21 protein-coding genes and 2 pseudogenes are annotated in these 19,676 nt (G+C 38.2%); 18 read left to right on the top strand and 5 right to left on the bottom strand.

What is annotated here, in order from left to right:
• Window positions 1-76 precede the first annotated feature (76 nt).
• The 6 genes and pseudogenes from D0Z64_RS06580 to D0Z64_RS08875 all read left to right on the top strand — a co-directional run.
• The gene (locus tag D0Z64_RS06580; protein ID WP_127345794.1) at window positions 77-607 is read left to right on the top strand and encodes a TetR/AcrR family transcriptional regulator; all 531 of its coding nucleotides are present in this window, start codon (window positions 77-79) and stop codon (window positions 605-607) included.
• Window positions 607-1,668: an ABC transporter permease gene (locus tag D0Z64_RS06575; protein WP_127345793.1), complete on the top strand. Its 1,062-nt coding sequence runs from the start codon at window positions 607-609 to the stop codon at window positions 1,666-1,668. Before D0Z64_RS06580 ends, D0Z64_RS06575 begins: the two co-directional genes overlap by 1 nt.
• 2 nt (window positions 1,669-1,670) lie before the next feature.
• Window positions 1,671-2,345 (top strand): ABC transporter ATP-binding protein, encoded by a 675-nt coding sequence (locus D0Z64_RS06570; protein WP_006352411.1) that lies wholly within the window; start codon window positions 1,671-1,673, stop codon window positions 2,343-2,345.
• Window positions 2,346-2,588: 243 nt separating this feature from the next.
• Entirely contained in the window at window positions 2,589-2,792 is a 204-nt protein-coding gene (locus D0Z64_RS08565) for a hypothetical protein (RefSeq protein WP_236943515.1), read from the top strand.
• 166 nt (window positions 2,793-2,958) lie between these two features.
• Window positions 2,959-3,120: pseudogene (locus D0Z64_RS08880) on the top strand (IS1182-like element IS1182 family transposase); the annotation flags it as partial.
• A 43-nt stretch (window positions 3,121-3,163) separates the two neighbouring features.
• A pseudogene (locus tag D0Z64_RS08875) lies at window positions 3,164-3,374 on the top strand (transposase); the annotation flags it as partial.
• A gap of 212 nt (window positions 3,375-3,586) precedes the next feature.
• Here D0Z64_RS08875 and pulA read toward each other — a convergent pair.
• The 4 genes from pulA to D0Z64_RS06545 all read right to left on the bottom strand — a co-directional run bounded on the left by pulA (window position 3,587) and on the right by D0Z64_RS06545 (window position 9,482).
• On the bottom strand, window positions 3,587-7,168 hold the full coding sequence (pulA, locus tag D0Z64_RS06560; protein ID WP_127345792.1) for a type I pullulanase: 3,582 nt from the start codon (window positions 7,166-7,168) through the stop codon (window positions 3,587-3,589).
• 246 nt (window positions 7,169-7,414) lie between these two features.
• Window positions 7,415-7,666: a hypothetical protein gene (locus D0Z64_RS06555; RefSeq protein ID WP_127345791.1), complete on the bottom strand. Its 252-nt coding sequence runs from the start codon at window positions 7,664-7,666 to the stop codon at window positions 7,415-7,417.
• 163 nt (window positions 7,667-7,829) lie between these two features.
• Complete coding sequence (locus D0Z64_RS06550; RefSeq protein WP_127345790.1) at window positions 7,830-8,057, bottom strand: hypothetical protein; 228 nt, start codon at window positions 8,055-8,057, stop codon at window positions 7,830-7,832.
• A 12-nt stretch (window positions 8,058-8,069) separates the two neighbouring features.
• A complete protein-coding gene (locus D0Z64_RS06545; RefSeq protein ID WP_127345789.1) occupies window positions 8,070-9,482 on the bottom strand; it encodes a C69 family dipeptidase in 1,413 nt (470 codons plus the stop codon).
• A gap of 82 nt (window positions 9,483-9,564) precedes the next feature.
• Here D0Z64_RS06545 and D0Z64_RS06540 point away from each other — a divergent pair, with 82 nt between their 5' ends.
• From D0Z64_RS06540 to D0Z64_RS06510, 7 genes are all read left to right on the top strand, one after another.
• A complete protein-coding gene (locus D0Z64_RS06540; protein WP_006352404.1) occupies window positions 9,565-9,795 on the top strand; it encodes a hypothetical protein in 231 nt (76 codons plus the stop codon).
• A 126-nt stretch (window positions 9,796-9,921) separates the two neighbouring features.
• Window positions 9,922-10,548, top strand: coding sequence for a TetR/AcrR family transcriptional regulator (locus D0Z64_RS06535; RefSeq protein WP_127345788.1), 627 nt, complete (start codon window positions 9,922-9,924; stop codon window positions 10,546-10,548).
• Window positions 10,549-10,686: 138 nt separating this feature from the next.
• Window positions 10,687-11,226: an NADPH-dependent FMN reductase gene (locus D0Z64_RS06530; protein WP_127345787.1), complete on the top strand. Its 540-nt coding sequence runs from the start codon at window positions 10,687-10,689 to the stop codon at window positions 11,224-11,226.
• An 11-nt stretch (window positions 11,227-11,237) separates the two neighbouring features.
• Complete coding sequence (locus D0Z64_RS06525; protein WP_127345786.1) at window positions 11,238-11,786, top strand: NADPH-dependent FMN reductase; 549 nt, start codon at window positions 11,238-11,240, stop codon at window positions 11,784-11,786.
• A gap of 175 nt (window positions 11,787-11,961) precedes the next feature.
• Window positions 11,962-13,689 (top strand): IS1182 family transposase, encoded by a 1,728-nt coding sequence (locus D0Z64_RS06520; RefSeq protein WP_127345785.1) that lies wholly within the window; start codon window positions 11,962-11,964, stop codon window positions 13,687-13,689.
• A complete protein-coding gene (locus D0Z64_RS06515; protein ID WP_164742130.1) occupies window positions 13,686-14,474 on the top strand; it encodes a tyrosine-protein phosphatase in 789 nt (262 codons plus the stop codon). Before D0Z64_RS06520 ends, D0Z64_RS06515 begins: the two co-directional genes overlap by 4 nt.
• 9 nt (window positions 14,475-14,483) lie before the next feature.
• The gene (locus D0Z64_RS06510; RefSeq protein ID WP_406565675.1) at window positions 14,484-15,422 is read left to right on the top strand and encodes an FAD:protein FMN transferase; all 939 of its coding nucleotides are present in this window, start codon (window positions 14,484-14,486) and stop codon (window positions 15,420-15,422) included.
• Between the two features lie 62 nt (window positions 15,423-15,484).
• On the opposite strand, the gene D0Z64_RS06505 is transcribed toward D0Z64_RS06510, so the two are convergent.
• Window positions 15,485-16,021 carry a CvpA family protein gene (locus D0Z64_RS06505; RefSeq protein ID WP_127345783.1) on the bottom strand — a complete coding sequence of 179 codons (537 nt, stop codon included), beginning with the start codon at window positions 16,019-16,021 and terminating at the stop codon, window positions 15,485-15,487.
• 163 nt (window positions 16,022-16,184) lie between these two features.
• On the opposite strand from D0Z64_RS06505, the gene rsmG reads away from it, so the two are divergent.
• From rsmG to D0Z64_RS06480, 5 genes are read left to right on the top strand one after another with little or no spacing between them, the layout of a single operon-like run.
• Window positions 16,185-16,907 (top strand): 16S rRNA (guanine(527)-N(7))-methyltransferase RsmG, encoded by a 723-nt coding sequence (gene rsmG / locus D0Z64_RS06500; protein WP_127345782.1) that lies wholly within the window; start codon window positions 16,185-16,187, stop codon window positions 16,905-16,907.
• A gap of 13 nt (window positions 16,908-16,920) precedes the next feature.
• Window positions 16,921-17,754: a nucleoid occlusion protein gene (noc, locus tag D0Z64_RS06495; protein ID WP_127345781.1), complete on the top strand. Its 834-nt coding sequence runs from the start codon at window positions 16,921-16,923 to the stop codon at window positions 17,752-17,754.
• Window positions 17,755-17,767: 13 nt separating this feature from the next.
• Window positions 17,768-18,547 (top strand): ParA family protein, encoded by a 780-nt coding sequence (locus D0Z64_RS06490; RefSeq protein ID WP_127345780.1) that lies wholly within the window; start codon window positions 17,768-17,770, stop codon window positions 18,545-18,547.
• Window positions 18,525-19,409: a ParB/RepB/Spo0J family partition protein gene (locus D0Z64_RS06485; protein ID WP_006352394.1), complete on the top strand. Its 885-nt coding sequence runs from the start codon at window positions 18,525-18,527 to the stop codon at window positions 19,407-19,409. The genes D0Z64_RS06490 and D0Z64_RS06485 overlap by 23 nt, the downstream gene beginning before the upstream one ends.
• Window positions 19,402-19,662, top strand: coding sequence for a DUF951 domain-containing protein (locus D0Z64_RS06480; RefSeq protein ID WP_127345779.1), 261 nt, complete (start codon window positions 19,402-19,404; stop codon window positions 19,660-19,662). Before D0Z64_RS06485 ends, D0Z64_RS06480 begins: the two co-directional genes overlap by 8 nt.
• The last annotated feature ends 14 nt before the right edge of the window (window positions 19,663-19,676 follow it).

Raw genomic sequence — 19,676 nt, 5'->3', positions numbered from 1 at the left:
ATATTGACATCGTGTCATCTTATTCCTATCATAATGATAGTTGATGACGGAGTGTCATTTAAGGGAGGCTTGTTTGATGGTTAAGCAAACTTTTTTAAATTTGCCGGATGAGAAGAAAAAGCGTATAACTGCGGCTTTGCTGCATGAATTTAACAATCATGCTTTAAATGATGCACAGGTAGCTAGAATTGTTAAGGATGCCAATATTGCCAGAGGCGCGTTTTATAAATACTTCGATGATTTGACCGATGCATATACTTATTTGTACAGAATCGCAATTCAAGAGATTCATATGAATATGCAGCCATTGGAAAAATTTGACCCAGCATTTTTCTATGATCGAGTCTGTGAGTTTATTTCAAAAACGCAGCACAGCAAGTATGAGGCAATGATGAAGCTGCATATGCTGCGCAATGAGGCTGCTCTTCCCGGTGCGATGAAGACCAACTCTGAGCAGCTGCTGAAAATGAGCCCTGAAATGTGGAGCGCAATGGTTCTGAGTCATGAAGTTATCAATTCTGTTTTCGCTGATCCCGAAAATAGAGAAAAGAATCTGAAACGATTCAAAGAAAGTCTGTATTTGATAGATAGAGGGAGTAAAAGGTAATGTTTTTAGCTTTTAAGGAAATAAAGCGTGAAAAAATGCGTTACGGCTTGATTATTTTGGTGATTTTTTTGATCAGCTACTTAATTTTCATGCTTTCTTCATTGGCTCTAGGATTGGCTGATGAAAATACCCAGGCGATTGAATCTTGGAAAGCACAAAAAGTTGTTTTGAATAAAAATTCCAATATTAGCATGAGTCAGTCGGTATTAACCAAGACTGATCTTAAAAATGCTAAAGTAGGCAAAAAAGAGGCATACGTTGGCTTAACGCCTTTTGTAGCTAAGGCCAAGAATCGTCCGTCAATGTCTGCACAATTCTTGGGGATCGATAAGGATCAGTTCATTTATAAAGACCAAGAAGTAGTTTCTGGTCGCAAGGCTAAGAAAAATAATGGAGTTACGGTTGACCAGGCCTTCGAACAAAAGGGCTATAAATTAGGCGACAAAATTTCTTTGAATGATTCGAAGAAGAAATACAAGATCGTTGGCTTTCTTAAAAATGCCAAGATCAACATTAGCCCAATTGTTTATGGTTCAATGGCTACCTGGAAGAAATTAAAGGTAACCATGCCTAATGTCAAAACTTCAGCAATCATCTCACAAAACAGCAATTATAAGTTCAATCACAAGAATGCGAAGACATATGACATTAAGACTGTCATTAACAAGTTGCCAGGCTATTCAGCTCAAAACATGACTTTTGAATTGATGATTGGTTTCTTATTCGTTATTTCATTAATCATCGTAGCAGTCTTCTTGTACATTTTGACGATGCAAAAATTGCACAACTTCGCAGTTATGCGTGCACAAGGTATTCCATCAAAGACTTTGGTTAATGCTACAATCAGTCAATCAATTATTTTGATGGCTAGCGGCGTAATCATTGCTCTTCTTGCAATGTGGCTGACGGCAGTCTTATTGCCAGCTACTGTTCCAATGAACTTTAGTCCGGCAATCATGGTTGTTGGTACGGTCGGCATGCTTTTGATGGGCATTATCGGCAGTTTGATTCCAGTAAGATCAATTTTGAAAGTTGATCCGGCACAAGCGATTGGAGCATAAAAATGGCAGTAATTGAATTAAAAGATGTAAAAAAAGTCTATGGTAAAGGCGACGCTCAAGTTGAAGCCTTGAAGGATGTCAACTTTGAAGCTGATAAAGGAGAAGTGGTCTTAATTATGGGACCATCCGGCGCTGGTAAAAGTACGTTTTTAACCATTGCTGGTTCTCTTCAAAAGCCAACTTCTGGCCAAGTGTTAATTAATAACGAAGATATTACCAAGTTTTCAGCCAAGGAAAGCAATAAATTGCGCTTGAACAAAATCGGCTTTGTTTTGCAAGCCTACAACTTGGTACCATATTTGAGCGTGGCCGAACAATTTATTTTGGTTGATAAGGTCAAAAAGCAAAACAATCTGTCTAAGGATGATCTGGCAAAATTACTTAAGGATTTAGGAATTGAAAAATTGGTAAAAAAATATCCTAATGAATTATCCGGTGGTCAGCAGCAAAGAGTAGCAATTGCGCGGGCACTATATGCCAATCCTGAAATTCTTTTGGCAGATGAGCCTACAGCTTCATTGGATACGCAAAATGTAGAAGAAGTTGGCAAGCTGTTCAAAAAACTGGCCAAAGAACGCAACAAAGCAATCATGTTAGTTACGCACGATCCTCGTCTTGAAAAATATGCGGATCATATTTATGAGATGATGGACGGACAAATGACCAAGAAAAAGTAGTTGAATATAAAAAGTGTCTGGGAAAAACTAATTCCCTGACCTAAACAAAAATGCGCTAAGAGATTTCTCTCTTAGCGCATTTTTTGTGTACTTTCAGTCCAAGCCTTGATATTATTAAATCACCACAAAATAAAAACAAAAAAGTGGACTTAATCATGTATCAAAATTATATCACAGGCCTGACTGCTTTAACACTCAACTTGGATTTTTCCATTCCTAAAAATCATCTCGTCAACGTCATTAATGATTTCGTTGATTCGATTCCAGCTGATGGCTTTAGCCGAACAAAGAAGCATTTCCTACCACACAATTAACAACTTCCGTTCAAGCGAGCATGCCAATCGGTTGATTAAAAAAAGCTTTGTTTACTTCGTTAATATGCTTCAAGAAGAAGAATTAATCCGCGAAGAGGCAATTTTTATTGACGGAATCAAGCTCAAAACTTAGGCAATGGCTTTTTACGATGAATTAATTGCCAAGAATATGGCCCGGGCAATGCGGGAAGAAGAAATTCAAACCAGTACCGGCATGGAGATATTGGCAGAAGAAACCGAGCAAGAAATTGCAAGACTTAGCGATGAAATTGAGAAAGAGCCTGCATCGTCTGCGCAAGGATTATATTCCTCGTGCACAAAAGTATGAACAAGCCAAGCAGATTTTTGATGGCCGCAACAGTTATTCCAAAACCGATCATGACGCTATCTTTATGCATATGAAAGAAGATCACATGAAAAACGGCCAGCTCAAGCCGGACTACAATATTCAGGCAGCGAGTATAATTATTCAATGCGATGACTGCTACACTGACTGGCAAGAAGTATTTAAAAGAAAAAGCAAAGAAAGCTCTTCAAAGCGAAGAAGGCAGACGAATCTACGGCTGCAGAAAGACAGACGTAGAGCCAATCTTCAGGCACATGAAGAACTGTTTTGGCATACGCCGAACTCATCTGTGAGGCAAAAATAAAGCGGTAACAGATGTAGGGGTTGATGTTTATGACCATGAACTTAAGCAAATATTGGCAAAGAAGAGCTCAATAAATGGGCTTTTTTAATAATCGGATAAAAATAAAGAAAAGAAAAAATCGAAACTGCTAAAAAGCAATTTCGATTTTTTGAATATGCCCGGAAATCAGTTAGTTTTTCCAGACACTTTTTGTTCCAAAATAATTTTAGGCATTAAGTAAATGGTTAATTAGATTCAGAGCTTTGTAATTATGTGGAGAAAAGATTATGAATAGCAATTAATCCTTTTTAACATTAGCAACTTTGACATATTTATTGTTACCAATGCGATAGAACTTTTTACCTTTGATAGTAACAATCTTATCATTATCCAGTGTCAAGATTGTGCCCTTCTTCAGAATAATATGCTTGTAGCCTTTCTTAATGGCCTTACCACTCTTTGTGTAAACAAAAGCGTTATGGATCAAGACTTTGCGTTTCAAAGTATTGTTAACTTTGACGTATTTATTTTCTCCAATTTGGTAGAATTTCTTACCGTTGAAGGTAAAGATTTGACCATTGTTCATAGCATGAATAGTTTTACCCAATTTAAGGACAATGTTCTTACCATTTTCTTTAAGAGTAGTAATTCCATCATTTTGATAGATATAAGCATTATGAGTTAAGACAATATCAAGAGCTGGTAAAAGCTTATCAGTATCACCATTGCTTTGAATTTGTGATGAATCAGCTGAACCAGTATTAGTGATGGAGCCAGTATTACCAGTATCAATAGGGGTTACTGGAGTTTCATCTGGAACTACAGCAATCAAAGTGCTAAGTGGCATCAATGTTGTAGTCTTGCCTAAGACAACATTTCCATCGCTGTCTAGCAACTTATCAGCTTTAGACAAATCAACATCATTCAATTCGGCATTACTATCGTTAACATTAAATACTACATAAAGTGTCTTGCCATCTTCTTTGTAAGCGAAAGTAAAGATACCACCTTCACCAGCATTGACTGTCTTTACTGTCTTAGCGATTTCATCATAATTGTTCAATCCTAAGGCAGGTTGACTCTTACGTACATTAACCAATTCTTTGAAGTAGTTAACAAGATCTTGATTTTCTTTGACACGTTCCCAATTAATTTCGTTGACTGAAATTGGAGCATTGAAACTATTACTGTTACCGTCTTTAGTTCTTAAAGCTTCTTGGCCACTATCAACGAATGGCACACCTTCGGCCAACATGATCATTGACGTTGCTAATTTATCACGCTTAATAATATTAGCTTCAGATTCATCTGGTAAAGCCGACTTCAATAAGTCATACAAAGTACGACCATCGTGACATTCAACATAGTTGATAGTTTGACTTGGTGATTGATATGGGTGAATCTGCCAACTAACACCAGGAGTTGCTAAGTCCTTACCACCCAAGTAGCTGGCAATAAACTTCTTAGCATCAGCTTCATACGTTTGTTCTTTTCCATCACCGATAACCAAACCTGGAGCGTAAGTTGGTTCATTAGATCTTACTGAGTTTCTAATATCATCACTGAAGAAGCCAATTGAAGGAATTTTATCTGCGTTGTATTGACCAGCACCGATATCACGCTTGGTGGTTCTCATATCCCAGCCTTCACCATAAAGAAGCATACCAGGATCAATCTGATTTAATTCAGTCCGAATATCATTCATGGTAGTAGTATCAAGCAATGACATAATATCAAAGCGGAAGCCGTCAATGTTGTAGTTTTCAGCCCAGTATTTAACTGAATCCAAGATATACTTTCTCATCATCAGGCGTTCACTGGCAGTATCATTACCACAACCACTATCAGTTACCATATTGTTATCATCATCGTATTCGAAGTAATAACCTGGAACTGTCTTTTGCAAGGCTTGGTCATTTGGTGAATATACGTGGTTGTAAACAACATCCATGATTACTCTAATACCGGCCTTGTGCAAACCGTTGATCATTTCTTTCATTTCCATGATTCTTGTGGTTGGATCAGCTGCGTTGCTTGAATAACTTCCTTCTGGAACATCATAGTTCTTAGGATCATAGCCCCAATTATAAGTTCCCTCATTTTTAGTTTCATCAATACTTGCGAAGTCAAACATTGGCATAATTTGAACATGAGTAATGCCTAATGACTTCAAGTAATCCAAACCAGTGACCTGGCCATCAGGAGTTACGCCTGATTCAATCATGCCTAAATATTTACCTCTATCTTTAATACCTGAGTTTGGATCACTCGTAAAGTCACGAATGCTGGTTTCATAGATAATTGCATCAGTTGGGCTTGAGAATGAAGGCATTCTATTAAAGTCATCTGGTTTAATTGCATCATAATCTTCAATAACTGAACGAACACCATTGATGGTTACTGCCTTTGAGTATGGATCATTACTTTCAGTCTTGCTACCATCACCGAAGGTTAAGCTGTAATCATATGCCCAATTCTTGTAATCACCTGTAACAGTTGCTGACCAAACACCCTTATCACCGCGTTTCATGGCCAATGTCTTAGTTGCAGGTGAGGCATTATCCAATGAATTATATAAGTTCAAAACAACAGTCTTAGCTGTTGGTGCCCAAAGTTTAATTTGGGTTTGTTTTTGAGTGTAAGTTGCACCTAAATCATCGCCGTCATAGTAATATTTGGCATCGAATGCATCGGATCTGACGTATTTGCCAATATCGATATACTTAAGGTTGTTGTAAATTCCAATTTGATTATTATCTAAAATATTAAGATCTTTGGCTGTGGTAATCTTAAATTCTTTACTCTTGCCATCTTGATCAGCGTCAACTGCGGATACATCAACAACTTCGTTATTGTTCATTTTTAAGATAGCTTTAGCTTCATTTGCAGTCATCTTTTTAGCAGTCTTTATATCTACTATATTGCTTGATTCCATTGAAGCTGAAGCTAAGCTTTCTGGTGCTAAAGCAAAGCTTGGTGTGTAGTAAGCCGTTGTATCTTTATTTACTAAATAAATATCAGTAGTTCCATCGCCTGGAAGCGGAGTAAATTTTCTAGTCTCATTGTCACTACCAATTGGTGAAACATAAATCTTGCTAAATGTTTGGCCTGACAAGTCAAAGCTACCAATTTCATCATCATCGTCTTCCTTCGATAATGAGACCGTCTTTTTACTTTGATCAGTATCAGTCCAGTAATTAAGACTTGTTGCATCAGGATTACCATGATAATGAACTTTTATTTTAGCTGAATTATAGCTTGGAGTTACATCCTGACTAGCATCAAAACCTGCTTTGTACCAAACTTCAGCCTTACCATTATCGTCAACAGTCAATGAACGGTCGGCACCTGTACCATCTTTATCCCAGGAGTCTGTACCTTTAATCAAAACTCCTACTTCTTGTTCATCATTATCGAGTGTAATGTTGGCATAATAACCATAATCATCCTTGCCGTCCCACTTATATTGAACACCAGTACTGCTTGGATTCTTGCCCCATACATAAGGTACCCATTTAGTACCATCACCTTTATAGTGAATAACAACTTTAGTTGTGTCCTTTACCGTTTCTGTATCAGATTGAGGTGTTGCAGGAGCTGAAGCACTACTTTCTGCATTTGCTGCTGGTTGCGCATTATTTTGCTCAGCTGCAGTAGGTGTAGCTTGATTACCTGCATCTTTTGTTTTATCTTGGTTATTAGCCGTTGCAGGATGTTGTATTTGCTGTGTTTGTTCGGTTTTGTTTGCTGCTTGATTTGCGTCAACTTCAGCGGCTTTAACATTGTTAGTCCAAGTTGCACCAAGCCAAAGGCTCAAAATGGCTGATGCACAAACAAATACGCATTTACTTCCACTGTAACGGTTTTTATTTTTATTCATTATAGTTTCCTCCTGTTTGAATATTCCGGAATAAGTGTATATTAAAGCGCTTTCATAAACAATAGCGAATGTGTATGTTACCGCTAACAATTTGTATGTTAATCTGTATTTGTGCATATGAAAAACCGGATTTATTTTAATCGTTTTTATATTTCAAAAAGAAAAAGGTTGATTTATCAGCATCTAAAAAATGTTGGTTATCAACCTTTTTAATTTAACAATCTAAAAAATTTGATTAGGTTATTATTAATTTTTTGCATTTTCAAGTTCAGAGATCATGCTATCTCTATATGTTTGTGAGTCCAAATCACCTGTACCACGCCAAAAGCTTAAATCATTATCATCATCGTCTTCACTTGTATTTTCTTCAATTTCAAGCTTTTGAGTTAAGTTATCAAGTTTATTTGATATTGATTCCAATAGCATTTCTTTTTCGTCAATTTTACTTCCAGAATTATCAAATTCTAACTCATTAGTTTCAACTTCACCGTTACTCATTGATATTCTTTTCAACTTATCATCTGACCAAAAGAGATGTTCTTCAGTACGTCATTATTTTTCGCATTAACAAACGACAAAAATAGCTTATAAGATTCACTGTTTGCGGACTGGACAAATTTATCAGTATTATTCAAGGCCACTGATTTCCATGCCTTCGTGCTTAAATCAGTAGTAAGAAAAGCAAACTATCATAATCAGAATTGGCCTTATTGTGCATTACAAACAAAGTATGCCTATCTTCAATGATGTTTAATTCCTGAGCTTTATTATTAATATGATCAAGATGGATTTGAATTAAAAATCTAACAGGATCAGTAATAATATTATTATTCTTTTTTCCAACATTAGTTAACAACTTGGAAATAAGCTGTTGTTCGTCCTCAGCCAAATCCATCACTGCTTATAAGTTAGGATCCATTTTAAAGCGCAGTGGTGAATCGCCAGTTTGTTCAGTAATCAATTTGGCTGATAATTTTCTGAAGATGTCTGTTGCCGTTTTGGCCATCTTTTCGTTAGCTTTATTAATTAAGTTGATACGTTTATCCTGAGCTTTTTCCTTTGCTAGTTTTTGATCATATTGCGCGCGAATTCGCATTACTTGATCACGTGCCTCAGTCTGCGCGTTGCCCAATGCCGTTCCATACTTGCTCCAGTCGCGGTCAACCAAGGTGCTGGCAAGCTTAAAGACCCAATAGGCAGAATTCGTCGTGTAGGTTTCTTTGCCATATTTATATGAACTAGGAACCTTGGTGCCTTGCGGGTAGAATGGAACGTAAACGCTTTGTGCAGCTACACCCATGGCAAGCCAGTGCACCATTTTATCGCCGTTTAATTCCAGCAAATGCGACTCTTGCGTTGTAGCAACTGATATAGGACGGAAAGTAGCGTTGTCTTTGTTCTTAGGATTGGTCAAATCATAAGGCGTGTTTTGATAATGATTGCTTAAAACAGCTTGTGCGTCTTGAATAGAAATTGGCTTGTCCGGTTTTCTGATAAAAGGCAAGTCAAAATTTTGCGGCTCTTGCTTAACCGATGGGGTCAAAAGCTTTTGACCAATCCATACTCTTGGCGTGTTGTAATGTAAGTCGCTGTCGTCGTGGGTTCCAAAAATTTCTCTAAAATTGAAAGGAACATCTTCTGGCCACAAGTGATTTTCAGCAACAAATTTCTTAATATTTTTGGAATACATAAAGTCGTCACTGAAGAAATTGATCTCCTGAATTGCCAACTGGTTGGCGACAACCGTGTAAGAATCATCGGGAATTCTTTGAGCAACCCAATGGTGGCCGGAACCGATTTCCATGTACCAGGCCTCATCGCGATCGCCGAATAAAATTCCGTCAGCTTCGGCGGCGCCATGTTTTTCAACGATTTCGCCCAGACGCTTTACGCCTTCACGTGCGCTTTTGATATATGGCAAGACAACGGTAACCATTGCTTCTTCCAAAATTCCTTTTTCTTCATCAAAAGGATCAACGGCTAAAACGCGGCTATTGGCATAAGCACTTTCGGTTGCACTCATTGCCACATGGTATTCGTTGATGCCATCTTCTTCAAAAACGCCATATTTGTCTGTCCATTCAGGCGTTGATGAATATGAGTATTTTTCATTAGGTAATTTAATTTCGAATTTGTTATCCTTAGATTTGAAGATATTGTTTTTTAATCCTGTTTCGTGCTGATTAAAAGCCAAGTGCTTAGGCCAAGCAGTTTTAGCATCTTCGTTGCGTCCAATAATAACGCTGCCAGATAGGGATGCATTTTTACCGATTAAGATGGAAGTACATGAAGAACGTTCGATTTTTGTTGTCATTCAGTTTCACTCTTTCTATAGTTAGGTATAAAATAATTGTAACTTAAAACGAAATTAATTTTTATTAAGACGAGGTAATATTATGGAAAACAAATCAATCAAGATCAGTACTGACTACGCTGACCACGCTATTAATATGGAATTTACAGATAACTTAACCGACGATCGTGAACGTGGCTACATCTTATCTGCAGCCTTTTTCTCTTTTGCTGCTTCTCAAGGATTAGATAAACAAGAAGTTATTGAAATGGTTAATTCAAACTACGATAAATTCACTTCAAACGACGGCTCATCGCTATTTAAGAGATTATAAAAAACTTCAATTAATGTTATCTTGCCACTTGCAATTGTTATTTAATGGTTATATTATAGATATGAGCTAAAAATAACAAGCGTTTTAAAAAGGGTGCACTGATTTACGTTATTGAGGTAAATGAAAATGGCAAGAAAAAAAGAAATTAGTAGAGATAAAATTCTCGATGTTGCGTACAAAATGGCAGTTTCAAATGGCCTTGACAGCTTAACTGCACGTGCAATTGCTAAGAAAGGACATTTTTCTACGCAACCTTTATATTTAGAATTTAGTAATATGGACGAAATTCGTTCTTTAGTTTTGGAACGAATTTCTGACAAGTTGAGAAGCAATATCTTGCAACAAAACTTTACTGGTGATCCATTGATCGACTTGGATTTAGCCTACATCAAATTCTCAAAAAATCATGTAAAGCTTTTCCGTGCAATGTTTGTTGATGGGAAATTTGGCAGCAAGATCATTTCTGACGCATTAATGGATCTTGGAATTGAAAAATTTAAAGAGCAATATCCAGATACACACTACAGTGATGAAAAAATTTCTGACATTGTTATTGCAAACTGGATCTCAACTATAGGTATTACAGCCTTGGTTATTAACAAGATTGCAACCTTCAATCAAAACCAAATTATCAATGTTTTGAACGCTCAAATTCACGACGCTATGCTTAACGATCGGCTTGATATCAGTGCTCAAGAGAATCAATTGTTTGTTGCCGACGAAGATGCTTCTTTGAAAGACAACTTGGCCTAATTCTATCCAATAAAGGTGCATAAAATATCCTTTTTATTTTTTTCGAGCCCTTGTTGTTAAAAGGATAAGGCTTACATTTCTTCTAAACTGTAAGTTGTAATAAGAGCATAGATTAAGAAAAATTGAAAGGTGGTTTTTATGAAAATTCTAGCATTATCTGGTTCAAATGCTGATGGATCATACAACTTAGCTTTGTTAAAATTTATCGCTAAGCATTTCGCAGACAAATATGATTTTGAAGTGGCTTCAGTGAAAGGTTTGCCTTTATTCAAAGAAGGCGTTGATGCTCCAGCTGCTATTTTAGATTTAGGCAAAAAAATCGAAGAGGCAGATATGGTCTTGATCGCATCACCTGAACAACAACACTCAGTAACGAGTGCATTAAAGAGTGCCTTGGAATGGTTATCAAGTGCAGTTCACCCATTTAGTGGCAAGCCAGTTGTAGTTGTTTCAACTTCACCATTTGCCCAAGGTGCTGCCCGTTCACAACTTCGGTTAAAGACAATTTTGCTTTCACCGGGATTTGGCGCTCAAGTCTTTAATGGTGATGAATTCATGATGGGCCTTACACCAAAACAATTTGATGAAAATGGCAACTTGGTCGATGAAGGTACAATCAAGTTCTTGAACCACTTCTTCGATGAAATTGACAGTTGGTATGCTCAAATTACTAAGTAGGAGGCTGTGAAATGAAATTATTAGCAATTGTTGGTACGAATGCTCCTTTTTCATATAACCGCTTTTTAGCAAACTTTATTGCCAAACGTTATAGCGATCAAGCCGACATTGAAGTTAAAGAAATTGATCAACTTAAACCATTTTGTAGAACTGATGAACCAGATGCTGTAACCAAGCAATGGATTGAAGATGTTAAAAACGCTGATGGTGTAATTTTCACTACTCCTGAATACGACCACGCTATTCCCTCTTCACTGAAGAGTGCAATGGAATGGTTAGGTGCACATGCTGGTTCAAATGCGATGAAGATGAAGCCTGCTGCAGTTGTGGGTACCTCTTATGGTGCTCAAGGTGCTAGCCGTGCTCAAGAAGATGCACGTGAAATTTTGCATTCACCAGATATGAGCGCAAATGTTTTGCCAGGCAATGAAGTTTTGATCGGCAGAGCTGCCAATAATTTTGATAAAGAAACCGGCGACTTAACCAACGAAACTTATATTAAGCAATTGGATAGCATGATGGCTAACTTCATTAAGTTCGTTGAACAAGCAAACAAATAATTTTGCCAGAAAATCTGGTCTAGTTGTAAAATTAAGTGTCTGGGAAAAAACTAATTTCCAGGCCATGAAAAAAGCGATGAACTTCATAAGAAGTCATCGCTCTTTTTGTATACTTTAAACCCATTCCTTGATATTATTTAATCACCACAAAAAACAATAGAAAGTGGGCTTAAACATGTACCAAAATTATATCACAGGACAAACTACTTTATCATTAAATTTAGATTTTTCTATCCCTGCAAATCACATTGCCAGTGTTATCAGTGAATTCGTTGATTCTATTCCTAACGAAGTTATCTTAGAAACCGCTTCTAATACAGGCAGACCTGCATATCACCCGGCAATGATGCTTAAGATTTTACTCTTTGCTTATTCTAGAAGAGTTTTTTCAGGCAGAAAAATTGAAAGAATGCTAGAAGAGAATCTGCCCATGATGATTTTGGCTGACAATAGAAAGATTTCTTATCACACGATCAATAATTTCAGATCAAGCGACCATGCCAATAAGGTAATTAAGCAGTGCTTTGTCTACTTTACTTCATTATTAGAAGATGAGGGATTAATCCGTGAAAATGCAGTTTTTATCGATGGCACTAAGATTGAAGCAGACGCCAACAGGTACACTTTTGTCTGGCGAAAAGCTATTGAGAAGTATCATGCCAAGTTAAAGGAAGACGTGTCTGCTTTATATGAAGAACTGATCAATAAAGAAGTAGTCAAAGCCATGGCCGAAGAAGAAGCCCAAACTAGTCAAGGCTTAGAGATTCTGGCTCAAGAAACGGAAAAAGAAGTTGAGAAACTGACCGAGAAAATTGATCGAGAACCTAAAGCCATTCCAGGCGGATCAAAAAATAAGGCCAAGCGCCGTGAATTAAAGAAGATCGCACATAAACTCAGAAAAGATTTTATTCCGCGTGCTAAAAAGTACGAAGAAGCTGAAGAGATCTTTGCTGGCCGTAACAGCTACTCTAAAACAGATCATGATGCCACCTTCATGCATATGAAAGAAGATCATATGAAAAACGGGCAGCTAAAGCCAGGCTACAATATTCAGGCAGCGACTACTAATCAATATGTAGTTGATTTTGCCCTGTTTCCTAATCCGACTGACTTTAGAACATTCGAACCATTTCTAGACCAGATGAAGTCCAGAGGAATTCTCGATAAGTTTCAAAATATTGTGGCCGATGCGGGCTATGGCAGTGAATACAATTACTCGATTCTGGAAGAGAATTATTCAGATAAGAACTATCAGATTCCGTATACCCAATACGAAAAAGAACAAACGCGAAAATATAAGAAAGATCCATCAAAGGTCGACAACTGGTACTATAACGAAGAAGAAGACTATTACGTAGATAAATCAGGCGTCCGCTTCAACTTCAAATATTATAGTCAAAGAAAAGATCGATCTACTGGCATGGTCAGAAACTTCAAAATTTATGAAGCTGATGAGTTCCAGCTAACTGAAGAACTGACCCAATTGGCTAAAACCAAAACAGGCCGGCAAAGACAGATTCACTACAATCCTAACTGGCAGTATTTAAAAGAAAAAGCAAAAGAGACTCTTCAAAGCGAAGAAGGCAAACGCATCTATGGCTGTCGCAAGTCAGATGTGGAGCCAATTTTTGGGCACATGAAGAGTGTATTTGGTATGCGCAGAACGCATTTAAGAGGCAAAAAGAAAGTCGAAACGGATGTCGGTATCATGTTCATGACGATGAATCTGAAAAAATATGGAGCCAAGAAGAAGGTAAAGCCTTCGAATTTTCATTTCAAAAACAAAAAACACAGGAATTCACTAAAAATAATGAATTTCTGTGTTTTTATATCCGGGCTAAAAATCGAGTTTCTTCCCAGACACTTTTTACTTATGGGACTAAGAGAGGAGTGCACGCAGTGAAGCCAAATGTATTGCCAGTAAGTTCAATCTGTAATCCGCGTGATTTAGGCGGCTATATTGGCTTTGAAGGACGCAAAGTGAAGAGTCATCGCTTGCTAAGGACTGGAAAAATCAACAAGATTTCGGCTAAAGATGAAAAATTTTTGCAGGAATATGGCTTAAGCAAAATTATCGATTTGCGCTCGCCTTTAGAATATAAAAAATGTCCAGACCGTCCAATTCCTGGCGTTCAGCATTTTGCCATGCCACTGTCGGATGAAGACAATACTAATGGTGGTGAGAAGGACATTGCGAAAGTATTTGAAGAATACCGTCATGATCAATATGCTGGTTTTAGAATGATGTGCGATCATTATCATGGTTATGTTTCAAAAAAGCATGCGCAGAATACGATTCGTCAAATTTTGGAGTTGCTCGTCAATACGCCTGATGGCGCGGTTTTGTTCCACTGCTCTGAAGGAAAGGACCGGACGGGAATCATCGCGGTAATTATCTTATACTTATTGGGCGTTGATTTAGAAACAATTCGGCAGGATTACCTGTACTCAAATTACATGCTTAACCATTACCGGGCAAAACGAGACAAAATTTTTAAACAAAAGGGCGAAAACTTGGAATTCCGTGCAAATATGAGAATTTTAGGTTCCGTGAGTGATGCTTTTTTAGATACGTCATTAATTACGATTGAAAAAGAGTATGGCGGTCTAGATAGCTTTTTGCAAAATCAAATCGGAGTAACGCCCGAGATGCGTGATGCTTTGCGTGAGCTTTATTTAGAAAAGTAAGGCAGAGTTATGGAAAAAGAAATTGTTGAAAATTTAGCTAAAAAACAAGTTGTTGGTCATCATCATGCTTTAGGCACCTCCATCACTTTGCAGATTTTCGGCAGAGATCATGATTTTGATGATTTATTGCAAAAGTCTTTTGACCTGATTGATCATTATGAAGATCTGTTGACGGTAAATCGGGATGTTTCCGAAGTAATGGATGTCAATCATGCTGCGGGAAAAGAGCGAGTTCAAGTTTCAAGCGGTACTTATTCTTTAATTAAATTGGCTGTAAAAGAGAGCCGGCAAAATTTTGGCTTTAATGCTTTAATCGGACCGGTGGTTAAACTGTGGCATATTGGCTTTAAAGGCGCACATGTGCCAACCGATGCTCAAATTAAAGAAAGAATGAAGCTGACGGATTCATTCAATGTTGAATTAAACGACGAGGATCAGACCGTCTTTTTGACCAAAGCAGGAATGGAACTGGATTTAGGCGGCATTGCAAAGGGCTGGATAGCTGACCGAATCCGCGATTTGTGGCGTGCATATGGAGCATGCGGCATTATTAACTTAGGCGGCAATATTTTATTAGTTGGCGCTTCGCCGAAGAGACCAAATGGTCAATGGACGATTGGCGTGCAAGATCCTAAAGAACCGCGCGGCGAAAATATTGCTTCCGTGATGGTGCCAGAATGTTCGGCAGTAACCAGTGGTACCTACGAACGCTATTTGGTTGTTAATGGCAAAAAATACCACCACATAATTGATCCGCGGACTGGCTATCCGGTTAAGACCGATTTGGCTGGAGTAACGACCTTTACGAGAGATTCTGTCGAAGCTGAAATCGAATGCAAGCGACTTTTCTTTGCCGGAAAACCAATTGCAGGCTGGCACGATAATCCAGATCGACTTGGCGCGGTATTTGTTTATAACGATGAGCGTGTCGTTTACGATAATTTTTGATAAAAAATAACCCCCGAATTGAACTCATGATCCAATCCGAGGGTTTATTTTTATCTTCTAATTTATCCGACTGCTTTTCCGATACTGAAGACGCTGTTGAAGACGCCATTTGAAAGTCCCGGCGTGTTGTAAATAATGAAACGCAGGAAGCTGGAATCAATGGTTTGTTGCGTAAACCATGGCAGTTGTACGGCGTTTAACATTGATAAACCAACATAAACGAAGAAGTAGCCTGCGATTAATGAAGAAAGGGCTCCTAAGACGCTGTCTAATAAGCTTCCTAAGTTGGTTGCATGCGGATTTTTGCTTGGAATCCAACTCTTGAACAGCTTAACTACCATCCGTCCAACGAAGAGGATGATAAAGAAAGCTGCAAAACGGGCAATCATCAAATTAATTTCCGTCGTCGTGTTCGTCGCAATTTGGTGTCCGCTAAATTGAGTGTACAGCCAATTTCCAAATGGATTTTGAAGGAAAATCGCAATCATAAAGACGATGGCCCCAAAAATCAAACTGATGATATAGTGCATGAAGCCAGTTTTATAGCCTTTATAAGCTTGCCAAGCCAGATAAGCTAAAACAATTAATGTGACAATCATATCGTTATTTTCTCCTTTGCCGTATATTATAACCTATTACTAGAGGATAGACTTTGACGATTAGGCTAAAATACTTCATAATTGTAAGGATGATTTAGCTTTACTAATCGCCATTTTTGGCGTTAAATTGATAGAGTGTGAAACACGGTTTCACGGGTGAAATATGAATCCTGAGCAATTTGTCCAAGAACTAGCAAAACATAATTTTGATTTAACAGACAAGCAAAAAACACAATTTGAACAATATTTTAAAGATTTGGTAGAAACTAACGAACATGTTAATTTGACCAGAATCACTGACAAAGAAGATGTTTATTTAAAACACTTCTTTGATAGCATTACGCCACTTTTTACTTTTAAGGATGTCTTTACTAAAGGGGCAAATCTCTGTGATGTTGGTGCTGGTGCAGGTTTTCCATCAATTCCGTTAAAAATTTTGCTGCCAGATTTAAAGATTACAATCGTTGACTCACTTGCCAAAAGACTGACTTTCTTAAAAGAATTAATTGCCAAACTAGGCTTAAGTGAAGTCGAATTGGTTCACGGCCGGGCCGAAGATGTTGGTCAGAATAAGCTTTACCGCGAGCATTTTGATCTTGTGACTGCAAGAGCCGTTGCCAACATGACGGTTTTAAGCGAATATTGCTTGCCCTTAGTTAAAAAAGGCGGCTATTTTGTAGCCTTGAAGGGTCCAAAGGTTGAAGGCGAACTGGAGGAAAGCAGCAAGGCGATCCAAGTTTTAGGCGGAGAAAAAGTTAGCGAAACCGAATTAACTTTGCCAAATAGTGACGAGGAACGGACCCTGATTTTAATTAAAAAGATTAAACAAACGCCGAAAAAATACCCACGCCAGGCAGGGACTCCACGGCGCAAACCAATAAAGTAATGGAGGAAGTAGCATGTCACTTTTTTCTTTTAACAAACACCGTGATGAAATTCCAAAAAACAAACAAATTCAGGATATTGAATTAAGCAAAATCACGCCTAATAAGTTTCAACCACGGCGTCAATTCTCAGAAGAATCAATTAAAGAATTGGCTCAAACTCTTGATAAAGAGGGACTGCTTCAGCCAATCGTTGTTCGTGAAAATGAATACGGCTACGAAATTATTGCTGGTGAGCGACGTTTCCGGGCTGCCCAAAGCTTAGGCTGGGAAAAGATCCCTGCAATCGTCAATAACATGAATGATGATCAAGCAGCATCGCTAGCTTTGATCGAAAACCTGCAACGGGAAAATTTAAATCCAATCGATGAAGCTAAGGCTTATAAAAATTTGATGAAGCTCAACAATTTGACCCAAACGCAGCTTGCTAAGAATATGGGCAAGTCCCAATCTTATGTGGCAAATAAATTGCGTCTTTTGAAATTAACGCCAAAGGTGCAGAGCTATTTAGCCAGCGGTGAGATTTCTGCCCGTCATGGTCGAGTATTGGTTGGCTTAAGCGAAAGAGATCAGAGCCGAATGGTTGACGAAATTTTGGATAATAATCTGAATGTTAAAGAAACCGAAGAAATTGCCAAAGACGTCGATGGCTACTTTAAGAAGAAGGATCAGGTCAAGTCTGAGAAGAGAACGCGGGTTGCACGCCGGATGCCAAAAGATTTAAAGGTTCAAATCAACACGATTAAGCAGGCGGTTAAATTGGCCAAGGATTCAGGAATCAAGGTTAAAGTCCAAGAAAACAATGATCCTGACGATTATCGCATTACTATTGAATTAAAGAGAAAGTAGGGGGCATGAACATATGGTAAGCGTAATTTCGGTTGCCAATCAAAAAGGTGGAGTTGGCAAAACCACTACTACCATCAATTTAGCAGCCTCAATTGCGGAACGTGGATATCGAGTTTTGATTGTTGATATCGATCCTCAGGGAAATGCTACTTCTGGTTTAGGAATTGAAAAATCATCAATTGATCAAGATATCTACAATGTTTTGATTGATGAAATTCCTTTAAAAGAAACGATTCACCATACTTCTACCAAGAGACTGGATATCGTGCCAGCAACGATTAATCTGTCAGGGGCTGAAACAGAATTGATTAGCATGATGGCCCGTGAAACGCGGCTAAAGTCAGCCCTTGATGCTGTAGATGATGACTATGATTTTGTCTTCATCGATTGTCCGCCATCTCTAGGTCAGCTTTCAATCAATGCCTTCACTGCATCCGACTCAATCTTGATCCCAGTGCAGAGTGAATATTACGCTATGGAAGGTTTGAGCCAATTGCTGAATACCATTCGTTTGGTTCAAAAGCATTTCAATAAGGATCTTGGCGTGGAAGGCGTTTTGCTGACAATGCTTGATGCACGTACTAATCTGGGTGGGGAAGTCGTTAAGGAAGTTCAATCCTACTTTAATAAAAAAGTTTATAAGACAATCATTCCGAGAATCACGAAATTGGCGGAAGCTCCAAGTTACGGTCAACCGATTACGGAATATGCACCACGTTCTCGTGGAGCTAAGGTTTATGATGATTTAGCAAGAGAGGTGCTAAAAGCTCATGGCAAGAGACTCAAAAAGTAAAGAACATAGAAAAAAGGGCGGTTTAGGTCGCGGAATTGAAGCTCTTTTTGAAGATGAACCGCAAATCGATACGACCGAAGAAGTACAAGATCTTTCTTTAGATGAGATTCGTCCCAACCCTTACCAACCAAGAAAAAACTTTGACAATAAGAGTTTAAAGGAACTTGCTGATTCAATTAAAGAAAACGGCGTTTTTCAGCCAATTATCGTTCGCAAGTCAATTAATGGTTATGAAATTATCGCTGGTGAAAGACGCTGCCGTGCTTCTAAATTAGCCAAGAAGAAGACTATCCCAGCAATTATCCGCAATTTTGACGAAAGCCAAATGATGGAAGTTGCCGTGTTGGAAAATCTGCAGCGTGAAGACTTGACGCCACTTGAAGAAGCACAGGCTTATGAAATGCTGCAAAAGAACCTGGGTCTGACTCAAGAAGAAGTTTCCAAGCGCATGGGCAAATCTCGTCCATATATTGCCAATTATTTGCGTTTGCTTACTTTGCCTAGCAAAACCAAGCGTTTGCTGCAACATGGCGAGTTATCAATGGGTCAAGCAAGAACTTTGCTTGGCTTGAAGGATAAAGACAAGATTGATGAAGTAGCCAAAAGAGTTGTCAAACAAGGGATGCCAGTGCGGAAGGTTGAAGCATTGGTTGCCCAAATCAATTCCAAGAAGCCAAGAAAGAAAACAGTTCGCAAATCTGCTTTTATTCGGGCAAGCGAAAGTCAATTGGCTAATAAATTTGGCTTAAATGTAAATATTTCTGAGTCCAAAAAAGGTAAAGGTCATTTATCAATCGACTTTGCCTCAACTGATGAATTGAATCGGATTTTGGATATTTTAGGCGTTGATCTCGATGATTAAAAATGAAGAATATGCTTTGGCTGACACGGTTCAAATGAAAAAGCCACATGCTTGTCAAAAAAATAATTGGGAAATCATGCGTTTAGGTGCAGATATCCGGCTCAAATGTTTAGGCTGTGGACGGACGATTATGATGCCACGCGCAGAGTTTAACCACAAGCTTAAAAAAGTTTTGACAAAGGCAAATGATCCGGTGAATAAAAAGAAAGAATTTTATTTGCCAAAAGAAAACCTGCGTCGGCCAAACTTTTAAGACAAAAAGGCAAT

This window comes from Lactobacillus amylolyticus, from assembly GCF_003999355.1.
GTDB lineage: Bacteria > Bacillota > Bacilli > Lactobacillales > Lactobacillaceae > Lactobacillus > Lactobacillus amylolyticus.
The sequence above is the reverse complement of the archived record's forward strand: the minus strand, read 5'-3'. Positions and strand labels throughout refer to the sequence as shown.

Excerpts from the sequence above, each read along its gene's own strand:
- D0Z64_RS06580 (WP_127345794.1), top strand. The coding sequence starts at position 77 with ATGGTTAAGCAAACTTTTTTAAATTTGCCGGATGAGAAGAAAAAGCGT.
- D0Z64_RS06575 (WP_127345793.1), top strand. The coding sequence starts at position 607 with ATGTTTTTAGCTTTTAAGGAAATAAAGCGTGAAAAAATGCGTTACGGC.
- D0Z64_RS06570 (WP_006352411.1), top strand. The coding sequence starts at position 1,671 with ATGGCAGTAATTGAATTAAAAGATGTAAAAAAAGTCTATGGTAAAGGC.
- D0Z64_RS08565 (WP_236943515.1), top strand. The coding sequence starts at position 2,589 with ATGATTTCGTTGATTCGATTCCAGCTGATGGCTTTAGCCGAACAAAGA.
- pulA (WP_127345792.1), bottom strand. The coding sequence starts at position 7,168 with ATGAATAAAAATAAAAACCGTTACAGTGGAAGTAAATGCGTATTTGTT.
- D0Z64_RS06555 (WP_127345791.1), bottom strand. The coding sequence starts at position 7,666 with ATGAGTAACGGTGAAGTTGAAACTAATGAGTTAGAATTTGATAATTCT.
- D0Z64_RS06545 (WP_127345789.1), bottom strand. The coding sequence starts at position 9,482 with ATGACAACAAAAATCGAACGTTCTTCATGTACTTCCATCTTAATCGGT.
- D0Z64_RS06540 (WP_006352404.1), top strand. The coding sequence starts at position 9,565 with ATGGAAAACAAATCAATCAAGATCAGTACTGACTACGCTGACCACGCT.
- D0Z64_RS06535 (WP_127345788.1), top strand. The coding sequence starts at position 9,922 with ATGGCAAGAAAAAAAGAAATTAGTAGAGATAAAATTCTCGATGTTGCG.
- D0Z64_RS06530 (WP_127345787.1), top strand. The coding sequence starts at position 10,687 with ATGAAAATTCTAGCATTATCTGGTTCAAATGCTGATGGATCATACAAC.
- D0Z64_RS06525 (WP_127345786.1), top strand. The coding sequence starts at position 11,238 with ATGAAATTATTAGCAATTGTTGGTACGAATGCTCCTTTTTCATATAAC.
- D0Z64_RS06520 (WP_127345785.1), top strand. The coding sequence starts at position 11,962 with ATGTACCAAAATTATATCACAGGACAAACTACTTTATCATTAAATTTA.
- D0Z64_RS06510 (WP_406565675.1), top strand. The coding sequence starts at position 14,484 with ATGGAAAAAGAAATTGTTGAAAATTTAGCTAAAAAACAAGTTGTTGGT.
- D0Z64_RS06505 (WP_127345783.1), bottom strand. The coding sequence starts at position 16,021 with ATGATTGTCACATTAATTGTTTTAGCTTATCTGGCTTGGCAAGCTTAT.
- rsmG (WP_127345782.1), top strand. The coding sequence starts at position 16,185 with ATGAATCCTGAGCAATTTGTCCAAGAACTAGCAAAACATAATTTTGAT.
- noc (WP_127345781.1), top strand. The coding sequence starts at position 16,921 with ATGTCACTTTTTTCTTTTAACAAACACCGTGATGAAATTCCAAAAAAC.
- D0Z64_RS06490 (WP_127345780.1), top strand. The coding sequence starts at position 17,768 with ATGGTAAGCGTAATTTCGGTTGCCAATCAAAAAGGTGGAGTTGGCAAA.
- D0Z64_RS06485 (WP_006352394.1), top strand. The coding sequence starts at position 18,525 with ATGGCAAGAGACTCAAAAAGTAAAGAACATAGAAAAAAGGGCGGTTTA.
- D0Z64_RS06480 (WP_127345779.1), top strand. The coding sequence starts at position 19,402 with ATGATTAAAAATGAAGAATATGCTTTGGCTGACACGGTTCAAATGAAA.